The organism is Sorangium sp. So ce726, from assembly GCF_051521405.1.
Taxonomy (GTDB): domain Bacteria; phylum Myxococcota_A; class Polyangia; order Polyangiales; family Polyangiaceae; genus Sorangium.
This window is the reverse complement of record NZ_CP150349.1, coordinates 3,190,241-3,208,000: the sequence shown is the minus strand read 5'-3', so window position 1 is coordinate 3,208,000 and position 17,760 is coordinate 3,190,241. Positions and strand designations below refer to the sequence as shown.

The 17,760-nt window shown below is 68.7% G+C and carries 15 protein-coding genes; 9 read left to right on the top strand and 6 right to left on the bottom strand.

Translation table 11 applies throughout. The features are described 5' to 3' along the window. Window positions 1–44 precede the first annotated feature (44 nt). Window positions 45–311 carry a hypothetical protein gene (locus WME79_RS12215; protein ID WP_012234867.1) on the top strand — a complete coding sequence of 89 codons (267 nt, stop codon included), beginning with the start codon at window positions 45–47 and terminating at the stop codon, window positions 309–311. A gap of 73 nt (window positions 312–384) precedes the next feature. Continuing rightward, a complete protein-coding gene (pfkB, locus tag WME79_RS12210; protein ID WP_437534967.1) occupies window positions 385–1,362 on the top strand; it encodes a 1-phosphofructokinase in 978 nt (325 codons plus the stop codon). 243 nt (window positions 1,363–1,605) lie between these two features. Here pfkB and WME79_RS12205 read toward each other — a convergent pair whose 3' ends face one another. Continuing rightward, window positions 1,606–2,922, bottom strand: coding sequence for a metallophosphoesterase (locus WME79_RS12205; protein ID WP_437534966.1), 1,317 nt, complete (start codon window positions 2,920–2,922; stop codon window positions 1,606–1,608). 198 nt (window positions 2,923–3,120) lie between these two features. On the opposite strand from WME79_RS12205, the gene WME79_RS12200 reads away from it, so the two are divergent. The 4 genes from WME79_RS12200 to galK all read left to right on the top strand — a co-directional run bounded on the left by WME79_RS12200 (window position 3,121) and on the right by galK (window position 7,590). Beyond that, window positions 3,121–4,023, top strand: a complete 903-nt coding sequence (locus WME79_RS12200) for a bestrophin family protein (protein ID WP_437534965.1) — start codon at window positions 3,121–3,123, stop codon at window positions 4,021–4,023. Window positions 4,024–4,199: 176 nt separating this feature from the next. Next, on the top strand, window positions 4,200–5,024 hold the full coding sequence (aroE, locus tag WME79_RS12195; RefSeq protein WP_437534963.1) for a shikimate dehydrogenase: 825 nt from the start codon (window positions 4,200–4,202) through the stop codon (window positions 5,022–5,024). A 179-nt stretch (window positions 5,025–5,203) separates the two neighbouring features. Further along, window positions 5,204–6,220 (top strand): vWA domain-containing protein, encoded by a 1,017-nt coding sequence (locus tag WME79_RS12190; RefSeq protein ID WP_437534962.1) that lies wholly within the window; start codon window positions 5,204–5,206, stop codon window positions 6,218–6,220. A gap of 263 nt (window positions 6,221–6,483) precedes the next feature. Further along, on the top strand, window positions 6,484–7,590 hold the full coding sequence (gene galK / locus WME79_RS12185) for a galactokinase (protein ID WP_437534961.1): 1,107 nt from the start codon (window positions 6,484–6,486) through the stop codon (window positions 7,588–7,590). 76 nt (window positions 7,591–7,666) lie between these two features. On the opposite strand, the gene WME79_RS12180 is transcribed toward galK, so the two are convergent. From WME79_RS12180 to WME79_RS12160, 5 genes are all read right to left on the bottom strand, one after another. Next, window positions 7,667–8,659 carry an NAD-dependent epimerase/dehydratase family protein gene (locus tag WME79_RS12180; RefSeq protein ID WP_437534959.1) on the bottom strand — a complete coding sequence of 331 codons (993 nt, stop codon included), beginning with the start codon at window positions 8,657–8,659 and terminating at the stop codon, window positions 7,667–7,669. Window positions 8,660–8,686: 27 nt separating this feature from the next. Continuing rightward, window positions 8,687–9,688: an ABC transporter permease subunit gene (locus tag WME79_RS12175; RefSeq protein ID WP_437534958.1), complete on the bottom strand. Its 1,002-nt coding sequence runs from the start codon at window positions 9,686–9,688 to the stop codon at window positions 8,687–8,689. 2 nt (window positions 9,689–9,690) lie between these two features. Beyond that, complete coding sequence (locus WME79_RS12170) at window positions 9,691–10,650, bottom strand: ABC transporter permease (protein WP_437534956.1); 960 nt, start codon at window positions 10,648–10,650, stop codon at window positions 9,691–9,693. 115 nt (window positions 10,651–10,765) lie between these two features. Further along, window positions 10,766–12,304 (bottom strand): sugar ABC transporter ATP-binding protein, encoded by a 1,539-nt coding sequence (locus WME79_RS12165; protein WP_437534955.1) that lies wholly within the window; start codon window positions 12,302–12,304, stop codon window positions 10,766–10,768. A 98-nt stretch (window positions 12,305–12,402) separates the two neighbouring features. Further along, window positions 12,403–13,431 carry an ABC transporter substrate-binding protein gene (locus WME79_RS12160; RefSeq protein WP_437534953.1) on the bottom strand — a complete coding sequence of 343 codons (1,029 nt, stop codon included), beginning with the start codon at window positions 13,429–13,431 and terminating at the stop codon, window positions 12,403–12,405. 1,291 nt (window positions 13,432–14,722) lie between these two features. Between WME79_RS12160 and WME79_RS12155 the strand changes: the two genes are divergently transcribed. The 3 genes from WME79_RS12155 to WME79_RS12145 all read left to right on the top strand — a co-directional run bounded on the left by WME79_RS12155 (window position 14,723) and on the right by WME79_RS12145 (window position 17,751). Beyond that, complete coding sequence (locus WME79_RS12155) at window positions 14,723–15,487, top strand: dienelactone hydrolase family protein (protein ID WP_437534951.1); 765 nt, start codon at window positions 14,723–14,725, stop codon at window positions 15,485–15,487. A 32-nt stretch (window positions 15,488–15,519) separates the two neighbouring features. Further along, a complete protein-coding gene (locus WME79_RS12150) occupies window positions 15,520–16,245 on the top strand; it encodes a hypothetical protein (RefSeq protein WP_437534950.1) in 726 nt (241 codons plus the stop codon). 303 nt (window positions 16,246–16,548) lie between these two features. Beyond that, window positions 16,549–17,751 carry a vWA domain-containing protein gene (locus WME79_RS12145; protein WP_437534948.1) on the top strand — a complete coding sequence of 401 codons (1,203 nt, stop codon included), beginning with the start codon at window positions 16,549–16,551 and terminating at the stop codon, window positions 17,749–17,751. The last annotated feature ends 9 nt before the right edge of the window (window positions 17,752–17,760 follow it).

The following is a 17,760-nucleotide window of genomic DNA, read 5'->3' as shown; positions in this document are numbered from 1 at the left end:
CTCGCGCCGTACCAAGACGGCGACCGAGCACCCCAGGAGACGACATGGCAAAGCACAGCTTCTCAGTCCCCTTCAACGGTCCCTCTCAAGACATCGTCGCGAAGGCCAAGGCGGCGATCGAGAAGGCCGGCGGCAAGTTCACGGGCAACGAGGGCAAGGGCGACTTCTCGGTGCCGACGCCGGCGGGGACCGTGAAGGGGACGTATGCCGTCTCGGCTCAGAGCTTCTCCGTGGACATCACGGACAAGCCCTTCATCGTGCCCGGCAGCGCGATCGAGTCCCAGGTGCGCAAGTTCCTCGAGACGGCCTGAGCCCTCTCGGAGCGCACGCCGCCGAGCGCGCCCGCCCCGGAGCGGGTGCGCGGTGGCTCGGAGCAGGAGCGCGGTGACATCGAGTCGCGACGGTCTGGTGACGGTGACGCTCAACGCGGCCGTGGACCAGACGCTGGAGTGCCCGGGCTTCGCGGCCGGCGCGGTGAACCGCGTCGCGGCCCAGACCTTCACGGCGGGCGGCAAGGGCATCAACGTCGCCGCGTTTCTGGCCGGACGCGCCGGTCGGGTCACGGCGACGGGCTTCCTTGGCAGCGACAACGCGGCGCCCTTCGAGGCGCTGTTCCGCGAGCGCGGCATCGAGGACCGCTGCCTGCGCCTGCCCGGCGCGAGCCGGGTCAACATCAAGGTGGTCGACCGCCTCGGCCCCGAGGGCCCGAGGGTCACCGACATCAACCTGCCGGGCCTCGTCGTGCCAGACGCGGCGCTCTCGCGCCTCGTGGACGAGCTCGACGCGCTCGCCCGGGAGAACCGCTGGTTCGTGCTGGCCGGCAGCGTCCCGGCCGGCGTGCCCGACGACTTCTACGCGGAGATGGTGTGTCGGCTGAAGGCGCGGGGCTGCTCGGTCGCGGTCGACGGAAGCGGCGCGCCGCTGCGGCGCGCGGTGGCCGCGCGGCCCGACCTGATCAAGCCGAACCAGCACGAGCTCCGCGAGCTCCTCGGCGGGCCGCTCCTGGAGGAGCGCGCGCAGGTCGTCCGCGCAGCGCGCGAGATCCAGCAATCGGGCGTCGGGCTGGTGGTCGTGTCGCTGGGCGCCGGGGGCGCGATGTTCGTCGACGCGGAGCGGGCGCTCCTGGCGGTGCCGCCGCCGATCGAGATCGCGAGCACGGTCGGCGCCGGCGACGCGATGGTGGCGGGCGTGCTGGCGGCGCGGCTGCTGGCCGAGGGCGGCGATCTGGAGGCGTGCGCGCGCCTCGGGACGGCGTTCGCGGCCGGCAAGCTGGCCGAGGTCGGGCCGGTGCTGCCGCCAGACGAGCGCCTCCAGGAGCTGCGTGGCGCCACGCGGATAGAGCCTCTCGACGGCACCGCGTGAGGGTTGGCGACGTGCTGGAGGCGAGAATTCAACGCAAAGGCGCAAAGACGCAAAGGCGCAAAAACGAAGAGATAGAGTTCGGGGATCCCCACGTGCTGGCCGCTGACCACGAGGACGCGCCAACCTGAGCCATCTCTCTCTGGCTCGCTCAATCCCTGTCTTTTTTGCGTCTTTGCGCCTTTGCGCCTTTGCGTTAAAATCCGCTCCGTGACCGCCGCGCTCAAGGCGACGGCGCCTGGCCCGTCAGACGCCCTCGCCGGCGAGGTGGACCTTGAGAACGCTCTCCTCCGCCGGCACGCCGAGCCGGAGGGGAAACCCATAGTGCCCTGTCCCGCGGTGGACGTAGAGTCGATCGGGGCCCCGGGCCCACAGGCCATGATCGGGCATCTTCACGAAGAGCTGGAGGGCGGTCCAGGAGCCTCCCAGGCTGACCAGGCCGAGCTGCCCGCCGTGGGTGTGGCCCGAGAGCACGAGATCGCCCTCCCCCTCGCCAAGGTGGCGGAACGCGCCCGGATCGTGGAGCAGGACGAGCCGGAGCGCTCCCTTCATGCGCGGGTGACGGGCGCAGACCGCCGCCATGCGCTCGGCGCGATCGCGGTAGTGGAAGTCCATCCCGAGGACCTGGACCGGCCCGGCGGCGGTCTCGACGAGCGCCGCGTCGTCCACGAGCAGGCGCGCCCCTGCGCGCTCCAGCGCGGTCGCGACGTGGCGGGGCGACTCGTGATCATGGTTGCCGTGGCACGCGAACACACGCCCCTCCAGGGCGCGGAGCGGGGACAGGGCCTCGGCGAGGTGATCCGCGGTGTCCTGCGACTCCATGGTCAGGTAATCGCCGGTGAGCACGACGAGATCGGGATCGCGCTCCACCGCTCGCTCGCAGATGCCGCGGAGCCGAGCGACCGACATGAACGGACCGAGGTGCGGATCGGTGATCTGGACGATGCGGAGGGGCCGGCGCGCGCCGGGCGCCCGCTCGCGCGGGAGCGGGTGGCGGCGCAGCCCGTCGACGGGGGCGCGGTCGACGATGAGCTCGATCTCCTCGCGGCGGGCCGTGAGCGACTGGAGGATACCGACGACGGCGAGGGCGAAGGGCACCCAGAGGCCGTACAGCGTGGCCCCGAGCCCGCTCGCGATGGCCCACGGGAATGACAGGAAGATCGCCGCCACGAAGTAGGACGCGGGGATGCTCACGAGCGCGCGGTAGGCGAGCGGCCGCATCCGGGGGCGCGAGAGCAGGAGGAAGTGCAGGTACACCGCGCCCTGGAGGTACGCGAACCCCGGCGCGAGCGGGCCGACGTGGCGGACGAGCGCGCACGAGATCAGGGTGTGGATGCCGAGCAGCACGCCGACGAACCGCGCGTAGAGCCCGCCCCGGCGGCGCCTCGCCACGACGATGACGACGAGCCAGGCCAGGACGGAAGCGGCCCAGAACAGGACGATGGGGGACACGAACTTCAATCGACGGCTCCAGGCGACCCAGGCGCACAGGACCACCGTGGTCTGCTCTGCCTGGACGGACGCGGAGTCTCCCGCGTCCAGCGCGTCCGCGCCAGGCGCCACCGGAGGCCGACCGCCTGATTTGCAGGGCGCCGGGGTGGACGCGCCGATCGGACGCCCCGCTCGCGACGCCCTCCGCCAGGCGCGCGCCCGGCAGCGCTGCGGCGCGAGGACTGGTACGTTCGATGAGGGGCTGAGGCCTCTTCACGTCCACGGCTCCTCCCGGCGCTCCGAGAGGGCATCGCCACAAGGGTCGCCCCGATGATCCCCTATACCAGGCGCAGTTGGCTTCCGATGCTGGTCTCGCCACGAGGCTCCTTGTCGCCGGGCGTGATGCGCCGCGTGCTGGCCTTCGGGGTCATCGCCGCCTCGCTCTGGCTCGCGCACCGGTCCATCCCCCGCGTGTCGCTCTCGATCGGCATTCATGAGGTCGCCGGCGCGGTGATCGCGCTCATCCTCGCGTTCCGCACGAACACGGCCTATAACCGCTTCTGGGAGGGCCGCACCCTCTGGGGCTCGATCGTGAACGCGAGCCGCAACATCACGCGCATCGTGAACGCGCACGCCGCGGTGGACCCGGGCGCGGCGCGCGAGGTCGCCGTCTGGGTTGTGGTGTTCGTCCACGCCGCGCGGCGCTCGCTGCGCGGGCAGGCCGAGCGCCCGGAGATCGACCGGCTGCTCCCGGCAGAGCAGATCGAGGCCCTGACGGAGCACCCTCACCCGCCGCTCCGTGCGGCGCAGCAGATCTCCGAGCGCCTCGCGGCCTTCGTCCGAGCCGGCAGCCTCGAGCGCAACATGGCGGTGTGCGCCGAGGAGCAGCTGAGCGTCCTGGTCAACTGCCTGGGGGGCTGCGAGCGCATCCTCAAGACCCCCACGCCGCTCGGCTACATCCTGCTGCTCCAGCGGGGCGTGGCGCTCTACCTGGCCACGCTGCCCCTCGCCCTCGTCGAGGCGCTCGGGGTGCTGACGCCCGTCGTGACGATGATGGTGGCGTATCCCGTCCTGATGATCGAGGCGCTCGGCGGGGAGCTCGACGACCCGTTCGGCCACGAGCCGAACGACCTGCCCCTCACGCGCATCTGCGACACCATCGAGCGCGACCTCCTGGGGTCGTCGCCGCTCAACCTGGTGATGGCGTCGAAGGCGGAGAGCTACCAGGACTGAGCGCGGCGCGGCGATGGGGGCGCCTTTCTCGCCTCTTCCCGAGGAGGGCGGTGGCAGGCGTTCTGCATCTCGGCCGCCATGGCGCCGCCGCGCGCTCCTGGCAATTGGCTGGACACTATCGTAGATCTGCGGCGCTCGCGGGCGTGGCCCCGCGTTGCTGAGGGCTGGACGCTACCATGACTGACCGCTACGCCATCATCGGCAATCCCATCTCCCAGACCAAGTCGCCGGCGCTGCAGACCGCCTTTGCCAAGCAGTGCAGGCAGGACATGGTGTACGGCGCGATCCTCGGCGAGCTGGATGGCTTCGCCGCCGCCGTGCGCGAGTTCCAGAAGAGCGGCGGCAAGGGCATGAACATCACCATGCCCTTCAAGCTCGAAGCCTTTGCGCTGGCCGACGAGCTGACGCCGCGCGGCCGCGCCGCTGGAGCGATCAACATGTTCACCTTGCGCGCCGACGGCACCATCCTCGGCGACAACACCGACGGCTTCGGCATCGTGCGCGACATCACCCACAACCTCGGCCGCTGCCTCAAGGGCGCGCGCGTGCTGCTCCTCGGCGCGGGCGGCGCGGTGCGCGGCACCTTGTTGCCGCTCTTCGATGAGCAACCGGCCGAGATCTTCGTCGCCAACCGCACCGCCAGCAAGGCCGTGGAGCTCGCCGCCGAGTTCGGCCCGCATGCCGGCGCCATCCAGCTCGCCGGCGGCGGCTTCCCCGACATCGCCGGGCGCTTCGACGTGATCATCAACGGCTCCGCCTCCTCCATGACCAACGAGGTGCCGCCCCTGCCCGCCGGCGTGTGGAGCGAGGGCTCACTGGCCTACGACATGGCCTACAAGAAGGAACCGACCGCCTTCGTGCAGGCCGCACGCGCGGCCGGCGTGGGTCAGACCACCGACGGCCTCGGCATGGTGGTCGAGCAGGGCGCAGAGTGCTTCACCCTGTGGCGCGGCATGCGGCCCGACACCGCGCCCGTGATCGCTGCGCTGCGGGGAGCCTGAGGGGCGCGCCCGAGGCGTCAGGGTCGCGCTCCGGCGCACGTTGACACAGAACACTCCACATCTCGCCGCGCAAACGCCCGAGATCACGCGATTCAGGCTCGGTATGCGCCGTGCGTTGCAGCATGCACGGCCGCGTCCGACGTCGGCACGTGCCGACCCTGGCGGCCAAGGAGCCCCCAATGCACACCCGTTTCCGCTTCGCTTTCATGGTGGGAAGCCTTCTCGCGCTGGGAGCGTGCTCGAACGCCGGAGACGCAAGCGGCGGATTCGAACTCGGCATGGCCAGCGCCGAGTCTGACGTCGAGCCTGGCACGCTCACCGCTGGCGTCTGGGACGACAACCGCAACTTCGACTTCTTCCTCTCGTACCGGAGCACGCTTTATTCGCAGCAGCTCCCGGGCGCCTTGCCCTTGACCGAGGCCGACCACCAGGCCGCGCACAGCCTCTTCGCGGCGCCTCCGGGAACAAAGGAGACGCTCGACGTCGCGCTCATCATCGACACCACCGGCAGCATGAGCGACGAGATCACGTATCTTCAGACGGAGTTCATCGCGCTCTCCGACTCCATCTTCGCCAAGTACCCGAACGCCCAGCAGCGCTGGTCGCTCGTCCTGTACAGAGACACCGAGGACGACTACGTCGTCCGGTCGTTCGACTTCCACACCGATCTCGACGAGTTCCAGGAGAAGCTCGCCGAGCAGGCAGCCGACGGCGGCGGCGACTTCCCGGAGGCGCCGGACATGGCGCTCACCAAGACGGCCGACCTCTCCTGGCGCACGGACGGCGCCACCGCGCGGCTCGCCTTCTGGGTCGCGGACGCGCCCCACCACGAGAACAACGCGGCGGCGATGGCGGGCGGGATACGAGCCCTCAAGGACCTCGGGGTGGCTGTCTATCCCGTCGCGTCGAGCGGCGTGGATGAGCTCACCGAGCTCAGCATGCGCTCTGCCGCACAGCTCACGGGCGGCCGATACCTCTTCTTGACGGACGACTCCGGGGTTGGCCAAGAGCACAAGGAGCCGACGATCCCCTGCTATTACGTGACCAAGCTCGATCGCGCGATCCTGCGAATGGTCGACATCGCGCTCTCCGGCGTCTACCGCGAGCCGGAGCCGTCCGAGATCCTCCGCACCGGCGGTGATCCCCAGGACGGCGCGTGCCAGCTCGCGTCAGGCGGCGAGGTGCTCGTGTTTTGATCCAACCGCCGCTCGCCGCCCCCGCTGCAGCAGCTGACGGCGCCCGCAGGCCCTGGAGCCAAGGCGGCTCCCGCGGGCCGCGGAGTGAATGCGGCCCCTTCGATCGCCGCAGAGACGCACGAGGTTGCACGCATCGCGTCTTCACGAGAGTGGGCGGACCGGATAAAAAATGGTCTGCGAACCCGGCGCAGATCCCGCAGTTGTGGCTTGACGCCTCCGAAACATTTGGGTTTCCTGTTCCCCGTGGACATGGGTGCGCCGCGATGACGGTGAAGGGCTTCGACGTCGTATTCGGCCGTCCGCCGAAGGTCCTGGCCGAGGCGCCGGGGCGCGTGAACCTGATCGGCGAACACACCGATTATAGCGGCGGCTACGTGCTGCCGACGGCGATCCCGCAGAAGACGCGCGTCGAGATCGCGCCCCGGGAAGACAGGCTCATCCAGGTCGCGACGGCGAACGTGGACGGCGGCGCCCAGCTCTCGTTCCGCGCCGGCGAAGAGGCGCGCCGCGGACTGTGGCTCGACTACATTCAGGGCATCACCGCGGTCCTCCGCAGCCGGGGCGCATCGATCCCCGGCTTCGACGCGAGGATCGAATCGACAGTACCGCTCGGAAGCGGCCTGTCGTCGAGCGCCTCGCTGCTCGTGGCGCTCGCCCGCGCCCTGCGGACGATGCTTGGCCTGTCCATCGACGATGTGGAGATCGCCCGGATCGCACACGCCGCGGAGCACGACTTCGTGGGCGCGCCGGTCGGGACGATGGATCAGATGGCCGCGAGCCTCGCCGACGAGAGCACGGCGCTCTTCATCGACACGAGGACGCTCGCGTTCGAGCGCATCCCGCTGCCCGCGGAGGCCGAGCTACTCGTGGTCGACTCCGGGGTGGCTCACCAGCACGCGAGCGGCGACTACAAGACGCGGCGCGCGGAGTGCGAGCGCGCGGCCGCGGCGCTCGGCGTCCCAGAGCTCCGGGACGTCGACGCGACCGTGGAGTCGCGCATCCCGTCCCTGCCGGCGCCGCTCGACCGGCGCGCGCGCCACGTCGTGACCGAGAACGCTCGGGTGCTCGCCGCTGTGGCCGCGCTCCGCGCCGGGGATCTGGGCCGCCTGGGCGAGCTCTTCGACGCGTCCCACCGGTCGATGCGCGACGATTTCGAGGTGTCCGTGCCGGCGGTCGACGAGCTGGTAGAGAGCGCGCGGGCGCAGCCGGACGTCTTCGGCGCCCGGCTGACCGGCGGCGGCTTCGGCGGCGCGATCGTGGCCCTGGTGAAGCGCGGACGCGCAGCGAGCGTGGGCCGGGCCGTCGTGGAGGCCTACGCGCGCACGCCGAACCGCCGAGCGACGCTGCTGGTAGGCGGGCCCGTCCCCTAGCAGCGAAGCTCGGCGTCGACGTGATCGCCAGGCTCGTCCACCACGGGAAGGGGCCGCCGTGGGGAGGCAGGGCCCATCAACCGGGGTACCAGGTGACGCGAGGGTCGTCGGGCGCGCGCACGTAGTCGAAGGCGGCGTCCGTGAGCCGCGCCAAGTCGTACTGCGGCCGCCAACCGAGCAGAAACTTCGCCTTCGAGTTGTCCAGCCAAGTCGAATGGAACGGCGTCTTCACCCTCACGCTCGGCAGGCCCCGCGTCGCCTCCAGGTAACGCGCCAGCTCCCCGTAGTCCACCGGCTCGTCCATGCAGATGTTGAAGGTCTGCTGGCGAGCCTTCTCATGATTGATGGCCTGGAGGATCGCGGTGACCAGATCCTCCACATGCACGAAGTTACGCTTCACCGGCTCACCGCCAGGGTCGAGCATCACCGGCACGGCGCCCGAGCGGACGTAGCCCTCTGCCGCCTCAGCACCGACCAGATCGCGCCACCTCGGCCCTCCGAACACGTCGTCACCGAAGGATAGCTGCGCCTTGAAGTCGTCTTTCTCCATGATCCACGGCGCGCGCAGGCAGCATCCGTTCAGCCCGTATTGAATATAGTACTGCTCGAGCATGACCTCCTCGAGCACCTTGGACAGCGCGTAACAGCCCGGGTAGGCGCTGTGCCGCTGCGCCTCCGTGACGGGGACGGGGTGCGGATAAAAGAAGTGGCCCATTCCGGCGTCGCCCCCGACCAGGATGAATTGCTTGAACGCAGGGCTGACGCGGCATGCCTCCAGCAGCCAGAACATGCCTTTGACGGCCACGTCCATGATGCTCTCGGGGGTCTCCTTGCTGGTCGCCAGGTGCAGCACGTGGCTCACCCCCTCGGTCGCCTCGTTGACGACGGCCCTGTCCTCGATGGCCCCACGCAGCACCTCCACGCGCGCCGACCGCTCCAGCATGCGGTTGTGGCACAGCGCACGGACCTTCCACGCCTCGAACCCGGGGTTCGACAGGAACCTGCGGATGAATGCCTGGCCGACCTTGCCCGCCGCCCCGGTGACCAGAACTCGCTTGGTCTCGATCATTCTATCGCTCCTCGCTCTCGAGCATCATCAATGACGACCGTACTCCACCCCCCTGGCTGCGGGGGCTGAGCGGATCAGGACCTGCTGCATGACGATGAAGACGAGCAGCAGCAGCCCGATGCTGATGTGGTGCCAGGGCGACGGCAGCCGTCCATCCAGGTTGATGACCGCCCGCACGATGCCCGTGATCATCACGCCCATCACGGTGCCGACGACGCTGCCAGCCCCCCCGGTCAGCAGCGTTCCACCGATCACCACCGAGGCGATGGCCTCGAGCTCCAGGCCAGCGCCGATGTTCGGCTTTCCGGCGCTGTCGATCAGCGCCGTCGTGACCCCGCCGAGGCCCGCGCACAAGCCGCACAATGCGTACAGACACACCGTCGTGGCGCCCAGCGGCACCCCCATGAGCAGCGCCGCCTGCCTGTCCCCGCCGATGGCCAGGACGTTCCGGCCGAAGCTCGTGCTACGGCCAAGAATCACGCCGAGCACGACGACGATCAAGAACAAGAGCGCCGTCGCCGGGACCCAGGTTCGGTCCAGGCCCGGGATCGTCAGCGCGAAGCCGAGCCCATCGACGAACCAGTCCAGCGCAGGATGATCGATGCCGATGGGCTGCATGCTGACGAGGAACGCCGCGCCGCGGGCGAAGAACATGCCCGCGAGCGTCACCAGGAACGGGGGCAGAGAGAAACGATGGATCAGGTGCCCCGTCATCGCGCCGAACGAGACCGACACCGCGAGGCCGATACAGAACGCCAACAGCGGGTGGCAACCACCGGCTACCAGCGTCCCCACGAGGACCGTCGTGAGCGCGACGACGGAGCCGACCGAGAGGTCGATACCCCCCGACAGGATGACGAAGGTCATGCCCACCGCGCAGAGGCCCATCGCCGCGTTACCCTTGATCAGGTCGACCAAGAAACGCAGGCTGCGCGCCGCGTCGTAACAGACCAGCACCCCCGAGTAGAGCGCGAGCAGGAGGACCGCGGTCACCATGAGCGGCAGATCCCGCCGATCCCAGCGGAGCATCGCTACTGCCACCGCTTGAGCCCGAGCAGCTCGACGAGCCGCCGGCGCGACTCCTCCGAAACCAGCAGACAGCTGAGCAGCATCACGCCGGCTTTGGGCATCGGCTCGATCTCCGAGGGGACGTGCTGGATGTACATCGTGGTGGAGAGCGTTTGTATCAACAACGCTCCTATCAGGGTGCCCCCCAGATAGAAGCGCCCGCCGGTGAGCGCCGTACCACCGATCACCGCGGCGAAAATGGCATCCAGCTCCCGCAGGCGCCCCACGCGATCGGGGTCGGCCGTGGAGATGTACGAGGCGGCCACGAGCCCGGCGATGCCGGCGCACAGGCCGGAAAAGCCGTACAACCAGAGCTTGATGCGGCGGTCGCCGACGCCTGCGAGCCGGCTCGCCCGCTCGTTGTCGCCGATCGCTTCCATGAACAGACCGAGCGCCGTCCTCCGGCAGAGCAGCGCGGCGACGACGAACACGGCGGCCACCAGCAACATGGAGAACGGCAAGCCACCGACGTGACCGTTGCCGATGAACGCAAACGTCGCATCCGTGTGCGTCACGGGCTCGGCGCGGGTGATGAGCATGGCGACGCCGCGAACACCGACCATGCTGATCAAGGTCACGATGATGGGCTGGATGTTCAGCGCCGTCACCAGCGTGCCGTTGAACAGACCGACACCGCCGGCGACGGCGAGGGACAAGAACGCAGCCAAGAGCGGCGCGCAGTGAGCCTCCTTCATCAGGATCACGCAGGTGGCGCCGGACAACGCCATGACCGAGCCGACCGACAAGTCGATGCCCCTGACGGCGATCACCAGCGTCAGTCCGATCGCGAGGAGCATCACCTCCGAGCCCTGGTTGAGCAGGTTGATGGGCGTCCCGTAATAAGCCCCGTCGCGCTCGACGATGGAGAAGAAGTTCTTGGACAGGACGGAGTTGAACAGAAGGAGCGCCAGGAGGCCGAGCAAAGGCCAAGCCTCGCGGCGCCCGCGCATGAGCAGCAGGGCGCCGGCGCACCCGGTGAAGAGGAGGATCCCGATGCCCGTGAGGTTGGCGTTCGTGCGCGCCGCTTCCGTGATCTTCTCAAGCATCGGGCGGCGCCTCCTTCTGATGGGCGATGGCCTGGATGATCGACGAAGGCGTCACGGCCTCCCCCGCGAGCTCGCCCTGCTGCTTGCGGTCTCTCAAGACCACCACCCTGGAGCAGTTGCGCGCGATCTCCTCGAGCTCCGACGAGATCAAGACCGTGGCGACCCCCTTCTCGCTGAGCGACTTCACCAGCGCCTCAATCTCCAGCTTGGCGCCGATGTCCACGCCGCGCGTGGGCTCGTCGAGCAGCATGATCCGTGGCTGCATGGCCATCCAACGCGCGAGCAGCACCTTCTGCTGATTGCCGCCCGATAGCAGCTTGACGGGCGTCTCAGGGGACGGTGTCTTGATGCTCAGGGCCTTGATGTAGTGCTGGACCAGACGATCCCGCTCGTGGCGCGGGAGCACCCGCAGCGCCCCCTGGGAGGCCTGCAAGGCGAGCACGAGGTTCTCTCGCACGGAGAGGTTCGGGATGATGCCATCCACCTTGCGGTCTTCCGGGCAGTACGCGAGGCCGGCCCGGATCGCGTGCCGTGGCGTCTTGATCTCGGTCGCACGTCCGTTCACCACGAGCTCGCCGCGATCGGCGGGCTCGATCCCGAAGAGCATCCTGGCGGTCTCGCTTCGGCCAGAGCCGAGCAGCCCCGCCAGCCCCACCACCTCGCCGGGCCGCAGGGCGAGCTCGATCGGCCCGATGACCCCCTTTCTTTCGAGGCCGCGCGCGGTGAGCGCCGGCTCCGCGGCGCTCGCCCCGCCTCCGGGACCGACAGGGCCGCCTGGCGCGGCCCCGTCTTTCGCGCCGAGCTTGACGCCCAGCATCGCCTGAACGAGCTCCAGGCGAGGCAGCGCGCTGCTCGCGTACTGCCCGACCAGGCAGCCATTCCTGAGCACCGTGATCGTATCGCTGACCGCGTAGACCTGATCCAGGAAGTGAGTCACGAAGAGGATCGCCAGCCCCTGCGCCTTCAGCCTCCGCATCACGTCGAAGAGCCGCAGCGTCTCCGCTTCATCCAGGCTGGAGGTGGGTTCATCCAGGATCAGGATCCGCGCGTCCACGGCGAGCGCGCGGGCGATCGCGACCATCTGCTGTAGCGCGGTGGGCAGCGCCGCCACCGATCGCGACACGTCGAGGTCCAGCGAGAGGCGCGCGAGGGCCTGACGAGCCTTCGCGCAGACGGCGCGCCGGTCGATCAAGCCGAAGCGCCGAGGCTGGCGGCCCAGCATGATGTTGTCCGCGATGGAGAGGTGCGGGATCAGGCTGATTTCCTGGTGTACCGCGCTGATCCCCAGCGATTCTGCGTGGCGGGGAGAGGTCGGCCGGATCACCGTACCGCCGAGGCGCAAGGTCCCGGCGTCAGGAGGATAGACGCCGGTGAGCAGCTTGATCAGCGTCGACTTGCCGGCTCCGTTCTCCCCCATCAACGCCTGGATCTCGCCGGCGCGCGCTTCGACGTGCACGTCGTGCAGAGCGCGAACTCCGGGGAAGGACTTGCTGAGGCCCTCGACAGAGAGCAAGGCTTTCGAAACAGGCATGCTGCTGCTGCTCCGTACGTGAGCGCCGCGCGACGAGCGAGCTCACGAGCGTGATGGTGCTCGCGCCGCCGCAGCGGGACGCCGGCGCCGATCCCTCCTCAGTAGGGCCGCGAGCCGATGGCCGTCGCCGCCTGCTCGCGTTCGAAGATCTGGCCAGGGACGATCGTGCGCTTCGGCACCTTTTCACCACGCACGATCTTGTCGATCGTATCGAAGAGCAGGGGGCCGTGCATGGGGTTGCACTCGACCGTCGCGTTCAGCTTCCCCTCCATCATGGCCTCGAACGCCGGCTTCACGGCGTCGATCGATATCACCAGGATATCCTGCCCGGGCTTCAACCCTGCCGCCTGGATCGCCTGGATCGCCCCGAGCGCCATGTCGTCGTTGTGAGCGTAGACGGCGTTGATCTCGCCCTTGTGGGCCGGGAGCAGCGTCTCCATCACGGCTTTTCCCTTGGTGCGCGTGAAGTCACCGCTCTGGCTCGCGATGATCTTCATGTCCGGATGCTTCGCGATGGCCTCGGCGAAGCCGGTCTTGCGCATCACCGCAACGTCCGCCGCCGGCGTGCCCACGAGCTCGATGATCCGCGCGTTGCCGTTCGTCTGCTTTGCGAGCCACTCCCCTGCCCGGCGCCCCTCCCAGACGAAGTCTGCAACCATCACCGTCTCGTACAGATCTTCCTCCGCGTCCACGCCCCGGCTCGTGAGCACTACCGGGATCCCGGCGCGCTTGGCCTCCTTCAATGTGGGCTTCCAGCCCACGGATTCTTGCGGCGCAATAACGATGATGTCGACGCCCTTGGTGATGAACCCGTTGACGGCGTTGACCTGGTTGTTGTGCACGTTCTGACCGTCTGCGAAGAGGAGCTGCACGTGGCGCTTCTCCGCTTCCTCCTGGATCGACTTGCTGTGCGCGATCCTCCACGAGCTCTCGGCGCCCGTCTGCGAGAAGCCGACCACGATCTCGGACAGCGTCTTCGGCTTCCGCCCCGCGGTATCGGCGCCCGACGCCGGCTTCTGGGCGGCGCGCGCGGCGTCGCTCTCCTCGCGGGAGCAGCCGGCGGCGACGGACGCCGAGCCCAAGATGGCCAGGAACATCCTCCGTGACACGTGGTTTTGAGGGTTCATGCTCTTCAACATAGATTACGCCGCCTTCAACTCTTGTCATCCGGCGCGTCGCCAGCACCGCCGGATCTTTGAAGGAATCATCTCCGGTGAACAGCACTCGAGACTTCACGACAGCCGCCGAACGAGCGCGGTATGCCGTGTTCTCTGGGAGAACCCTCGGCCCGATGCCAATCCCCATCGCTCAGCGATCGCTTCCGCGACGACCGAGCGAACGGAGTTGGTGCAAAAATTCGATCAGACGACGAACGCCTCGGTACGCGTGGCGACCCGAGCAAGGCGCAGCAACAAGGATACCCCTCGGCGACAATGTGAACGAGCACACGGGCACCGTCAATTCCAATCGACCGGCCCGCAAGTATCCCGAGCCCGAGGGAGCACGAGGCTGGCGGGGCTCCTCCGGAGCGCCGCGGCAAGGGGGGCGGGCGCTTTGCCGCGATCATCGCCGGCCCGCTCGAGGAGCGCGAAGCCGATCAGCGCATCGGCGGCTGGCGCGCGACGCGGGGGGTGGCGGCCGCATCGCCAGCTCGACGTCGCTCCGCCGGGCGCCGGTGGTGGCGGCGCTGCACCGCCTGTGGGATCGCGGCCCGATGCCCGCCCTCTTGACGCGGCGCTCCGGAGGACGCCTGTCTGCCATCGCCGCGCAAGGACGGTCGCTGGCGGCCGTTTCGAGTTGACATCGAAAGTTGAACGCTCACATGCCGTCTCCGGGGCCCGCTTCGGCTTTGCCCAGGACTGGGACCGTCATGAGCACCGGGACCCTCATCGTCCGGACCGACCTCGCCACCCTGCCTTGGGGGCCTGCGAGCGCATCCTCAAGACCCCCACGCCGCTCGGCTACATGCTGCTGTTGCGGCGGGGCGTGGCGCTCGACCTGGCCACGCTGCCCCTCGCCCTCGTCGCCTTTGCCAGGCAATGCAGGCAGGACATGGTTTACGGGGCGGATGACTCCGGGGTTGGCGGGGCGCACAAGGAGCCGACGATCCCCTGCGATTGCGTGGCCACACATGCCAATTGCGTACCAACGACGGAGTCCGCGTCCGGCCGGCATTTTCGCCACCACGGCGGCGCGACGCTGCTGCCTGGGAAGCAGCAGATCAGCAACTCCGATGCTCAAGGCGCAAGACGGTCATGGAGTGACCGGTCATCTGGACCGAGCGCCCGTCGCTGGACACTGAGCCCATGGCGAGGCGGCGCCGCCGCCACCAGCTCGAGAAAGGCATCGCACGCGACAAGTGTGCTTGCCAAGGCGAGAGGAGGAGAGTACTCCACACGCCAAACGCAGGAGGAACATATGTCACGAGCTACAGTCACGCTGAAGACCCGGGATGGCCAGACCGAAGCGTCCGTCTTCCGGCCCGACTCTGGCAAAGGTCCCTGGCCCGCGGTGCTGGTGTACCAGGATGGCCGCGGCATTCGGCCCGCTCTCTTCGAGCTGGGGGAGCGCATCGCGCAGGGCGGCTATCTCGTCCTGTTGCCGGATCTCTTTTACCGCGGCGGCCCCTACCAGGCGCCGGACGCCGAGGCATTCAGCCGAGATCCGGAGTTCCGTAAGCAGTGGCAGCAGAAGTACATGGCCACGGCCACCAAGGCCAACGTGCGCTCGGACACGGAGGCGTTCCTCGCCTTCCTGGCCGCCGAGCCCGATGTCCGATCGCTGTCGATCGGCACGACCGGCTATTGCATGGGAGGTGGGTTGTCGCTCGCGGCGGCTGGCAATTTTCCGGATCGCGTGATCGCGGCAGCGTCTTACCACGGCGGCAACCTGGCGACCGACGATCCAGACAGCCCGCACCTCCTGGCGCCGCGGATCCGCGCGCGCGTGTACGTGGCGGGCGCGATCGAGGACGCCTCGTTCCCTGACCAGCAGAAACAGCGCTTGACCGACGCCCTCCAGCAGGCGGGCGTGCAGCACACGGTCGAGACGTATGAAGGCGCGAAGCACGGCTGGGTCCCCTCCGATTCAGCGGTGTACAACAAGGCCGCCTCCGAGCGCCACTACCAGACATTGCTCGCGCTGTTCGACGCGACGCTCAAGTCGGCACCTCCGAAGAGCTGAGCGCTGAACCCCGAAGGTCGACCACGAGCGTGGTGTTCTCCAAGGCTTTTTTCGACCTGCAGCTCTCGTTCGCGGAGAAGGTGCGGACCTTGTCGGGGATGTCCCTGGGAAGCGCCCTCTTCGAGTACACGAACCTCTATGTTCGGTTCGGCCTCGGGCGCGAGTTCGACGCGCAAAACGAGACGTGGCAGGCCTATGTAGCCGGTCTGCCCGACACAGAAGGCGGGGAAGCCGGCCGCGAGTGGACGTACCGCTTCTATCTGAAGGATCCCGAAGCGACGACGGCGCCGGCTGTCGTCGCGACCTCTGGATGCTTTTCCTACGCCCTGTCGAGCGTCGATCGCGCTCGTTTGCACTTCCGGAATGCGGAGACGGACAGCAGCTCGCCTCTCTGCGCCGCGCGAGCCGAGCGGCGACGGGCTGACCTGTCAGCGCTCGTCGAGCACATGAAACGAACGGCAAACGAGGTCAGCCTGGTGACCGGTGGTTCGTGGCTCTACAACCTCGACGCGTACCGCCGTCTGTTCCCGCCGGCGTACGGCTCGTCTGCTCGCGCGGTTCCCGGCCGATACCAAAGCATGACGCTCTGGGGTCAGTTCCTTGATCATCACGGCCAGGTCAAGGAATCCATGACGCGTCCATTCCTGAGGTCTCTTGCGCAGCACACGAGCCTCGATCGCCTGGAAGAGTGCTTCCCGTTCCAGGTGCTCGCAGTCCAGGCTCCAGCGCAGGAGTTCTACGATTTCTACGGGGTCTGAAGCGGGGAGCAGGTCCCCCGCGCGGCGCCGTGCGGGCGGCTCGGCCTGCTGACCGGCGTTCGCCGTGTGCGCACGCAGCGCAGTGCGTCACATCGACATCACCCACAACCTCGGTCGCGACCTCAAGGCGCGCCCGAGCCGTCGGGGTCGCGCTCCGGCGCGCCTTGGCACAAAACGCATCACGTGCATCCGCGTAAGTAACTGATATCACTCGGCTTCGCCTCGGTACGCGCCGTGCATCGCAGCATGCCTGGCCGCGTCCGACGTCGGCACGCGACGCCCCTGGCGGCCGAGGAGACCCCGATGCACACCTGTTTCCGCTTCGCTTTCATGGTGGGAAGCCTTCTCGCGCTGGGAGCGTGCTCGGGCGGATCGAGCTCAGCAGAAGGCGGCGACGGGGAGATCCCGGGCAGGGGCGGCGGCGCTGACCCCGAGGCGAGCTTCGACTCAGGCGCCGCGGTCGGCTCAGCCGCTTCGGGAGGTGTGTCGGATGGAAGCGGTCCTCCGAGCGAAGGCTCCCCCGGCGGAAGCCTGGGCACAGGAGGCGGCGGAGGCGCAGGCGGCGCAGGCGGCGCAGGCGGCGCAGGCGGCGCAGGCGGCGGAGCCAGCATCGAGCCTGGCACGCTCACCGCGGGCGTCTGGGACGACAACCGCAACTTCGACTTCTTCCTCTCGTACCGGAACACGCTCTATTCGCAGCAGCTCCCGGGCATCTTGCCCTTCACCGAGGCCGACCACCAGGCCGCGCACAGCCTCTTCGCGGCGCCTCCAGGAAAAAAGGAGACGCTCGACGTCTCGCTCGTCATCGACACCACCGGCAGCATGGGCGACGAGATCACGTATCTCCAGACGGAGTTCATCGCGCTCTCCGACTCCATCTTCGCCAAGTACCCGAACGCCCAGCAGCGCTGGTCGCTCGTCCTGTACAAGGACACCGAGGACGACTACATCGTCCGGTGGTTCGACTTCCGCTCCGATCCCGACGAGTTCCAGGAGAAGCTCGCCGAGCAGGCGGCCGGCGGCGGCGGCGACTTCCCGGAGGCGCCGGACATGGCGCTCTCCAAGACGGCCGACCTCTCCTGGCGCACGGGCGGCGACACCGCGCGCCTCGCCTTCTGGGTCGCGGACGCGCCCCACCACGAGGAGAACGCCGCGGCGATGGCGGGCGGGATACGAGCCCTCCAGGACCTCGGGGTGGCTGTCTATCCCGTCGCGTCGAGCGGCGTGGATGAGCTCACCGAGCTCAGCATGCGCTCTGCCGCACAGCTCACGGGCGGCCGATACGTCTTCTTGACGGATGACTCCGGGGTTGGCGGGGCGCACAAGGAGCCGACGATCCCCTGCTACTACGTGACCAAGCTCGATCGCGCGATCCTGCGCATGGTCGACATCGCGCTCTCCGGCGTCTACCGCGAGCCGGAGCCGTCCGAGATCCTCCGCACCGGCGGTGATCCCCAGGACGGCGCGTGCCAGCTCGCGTCAGGCGGCGAGGTGCTCGTGTTTTGATCGGACCGC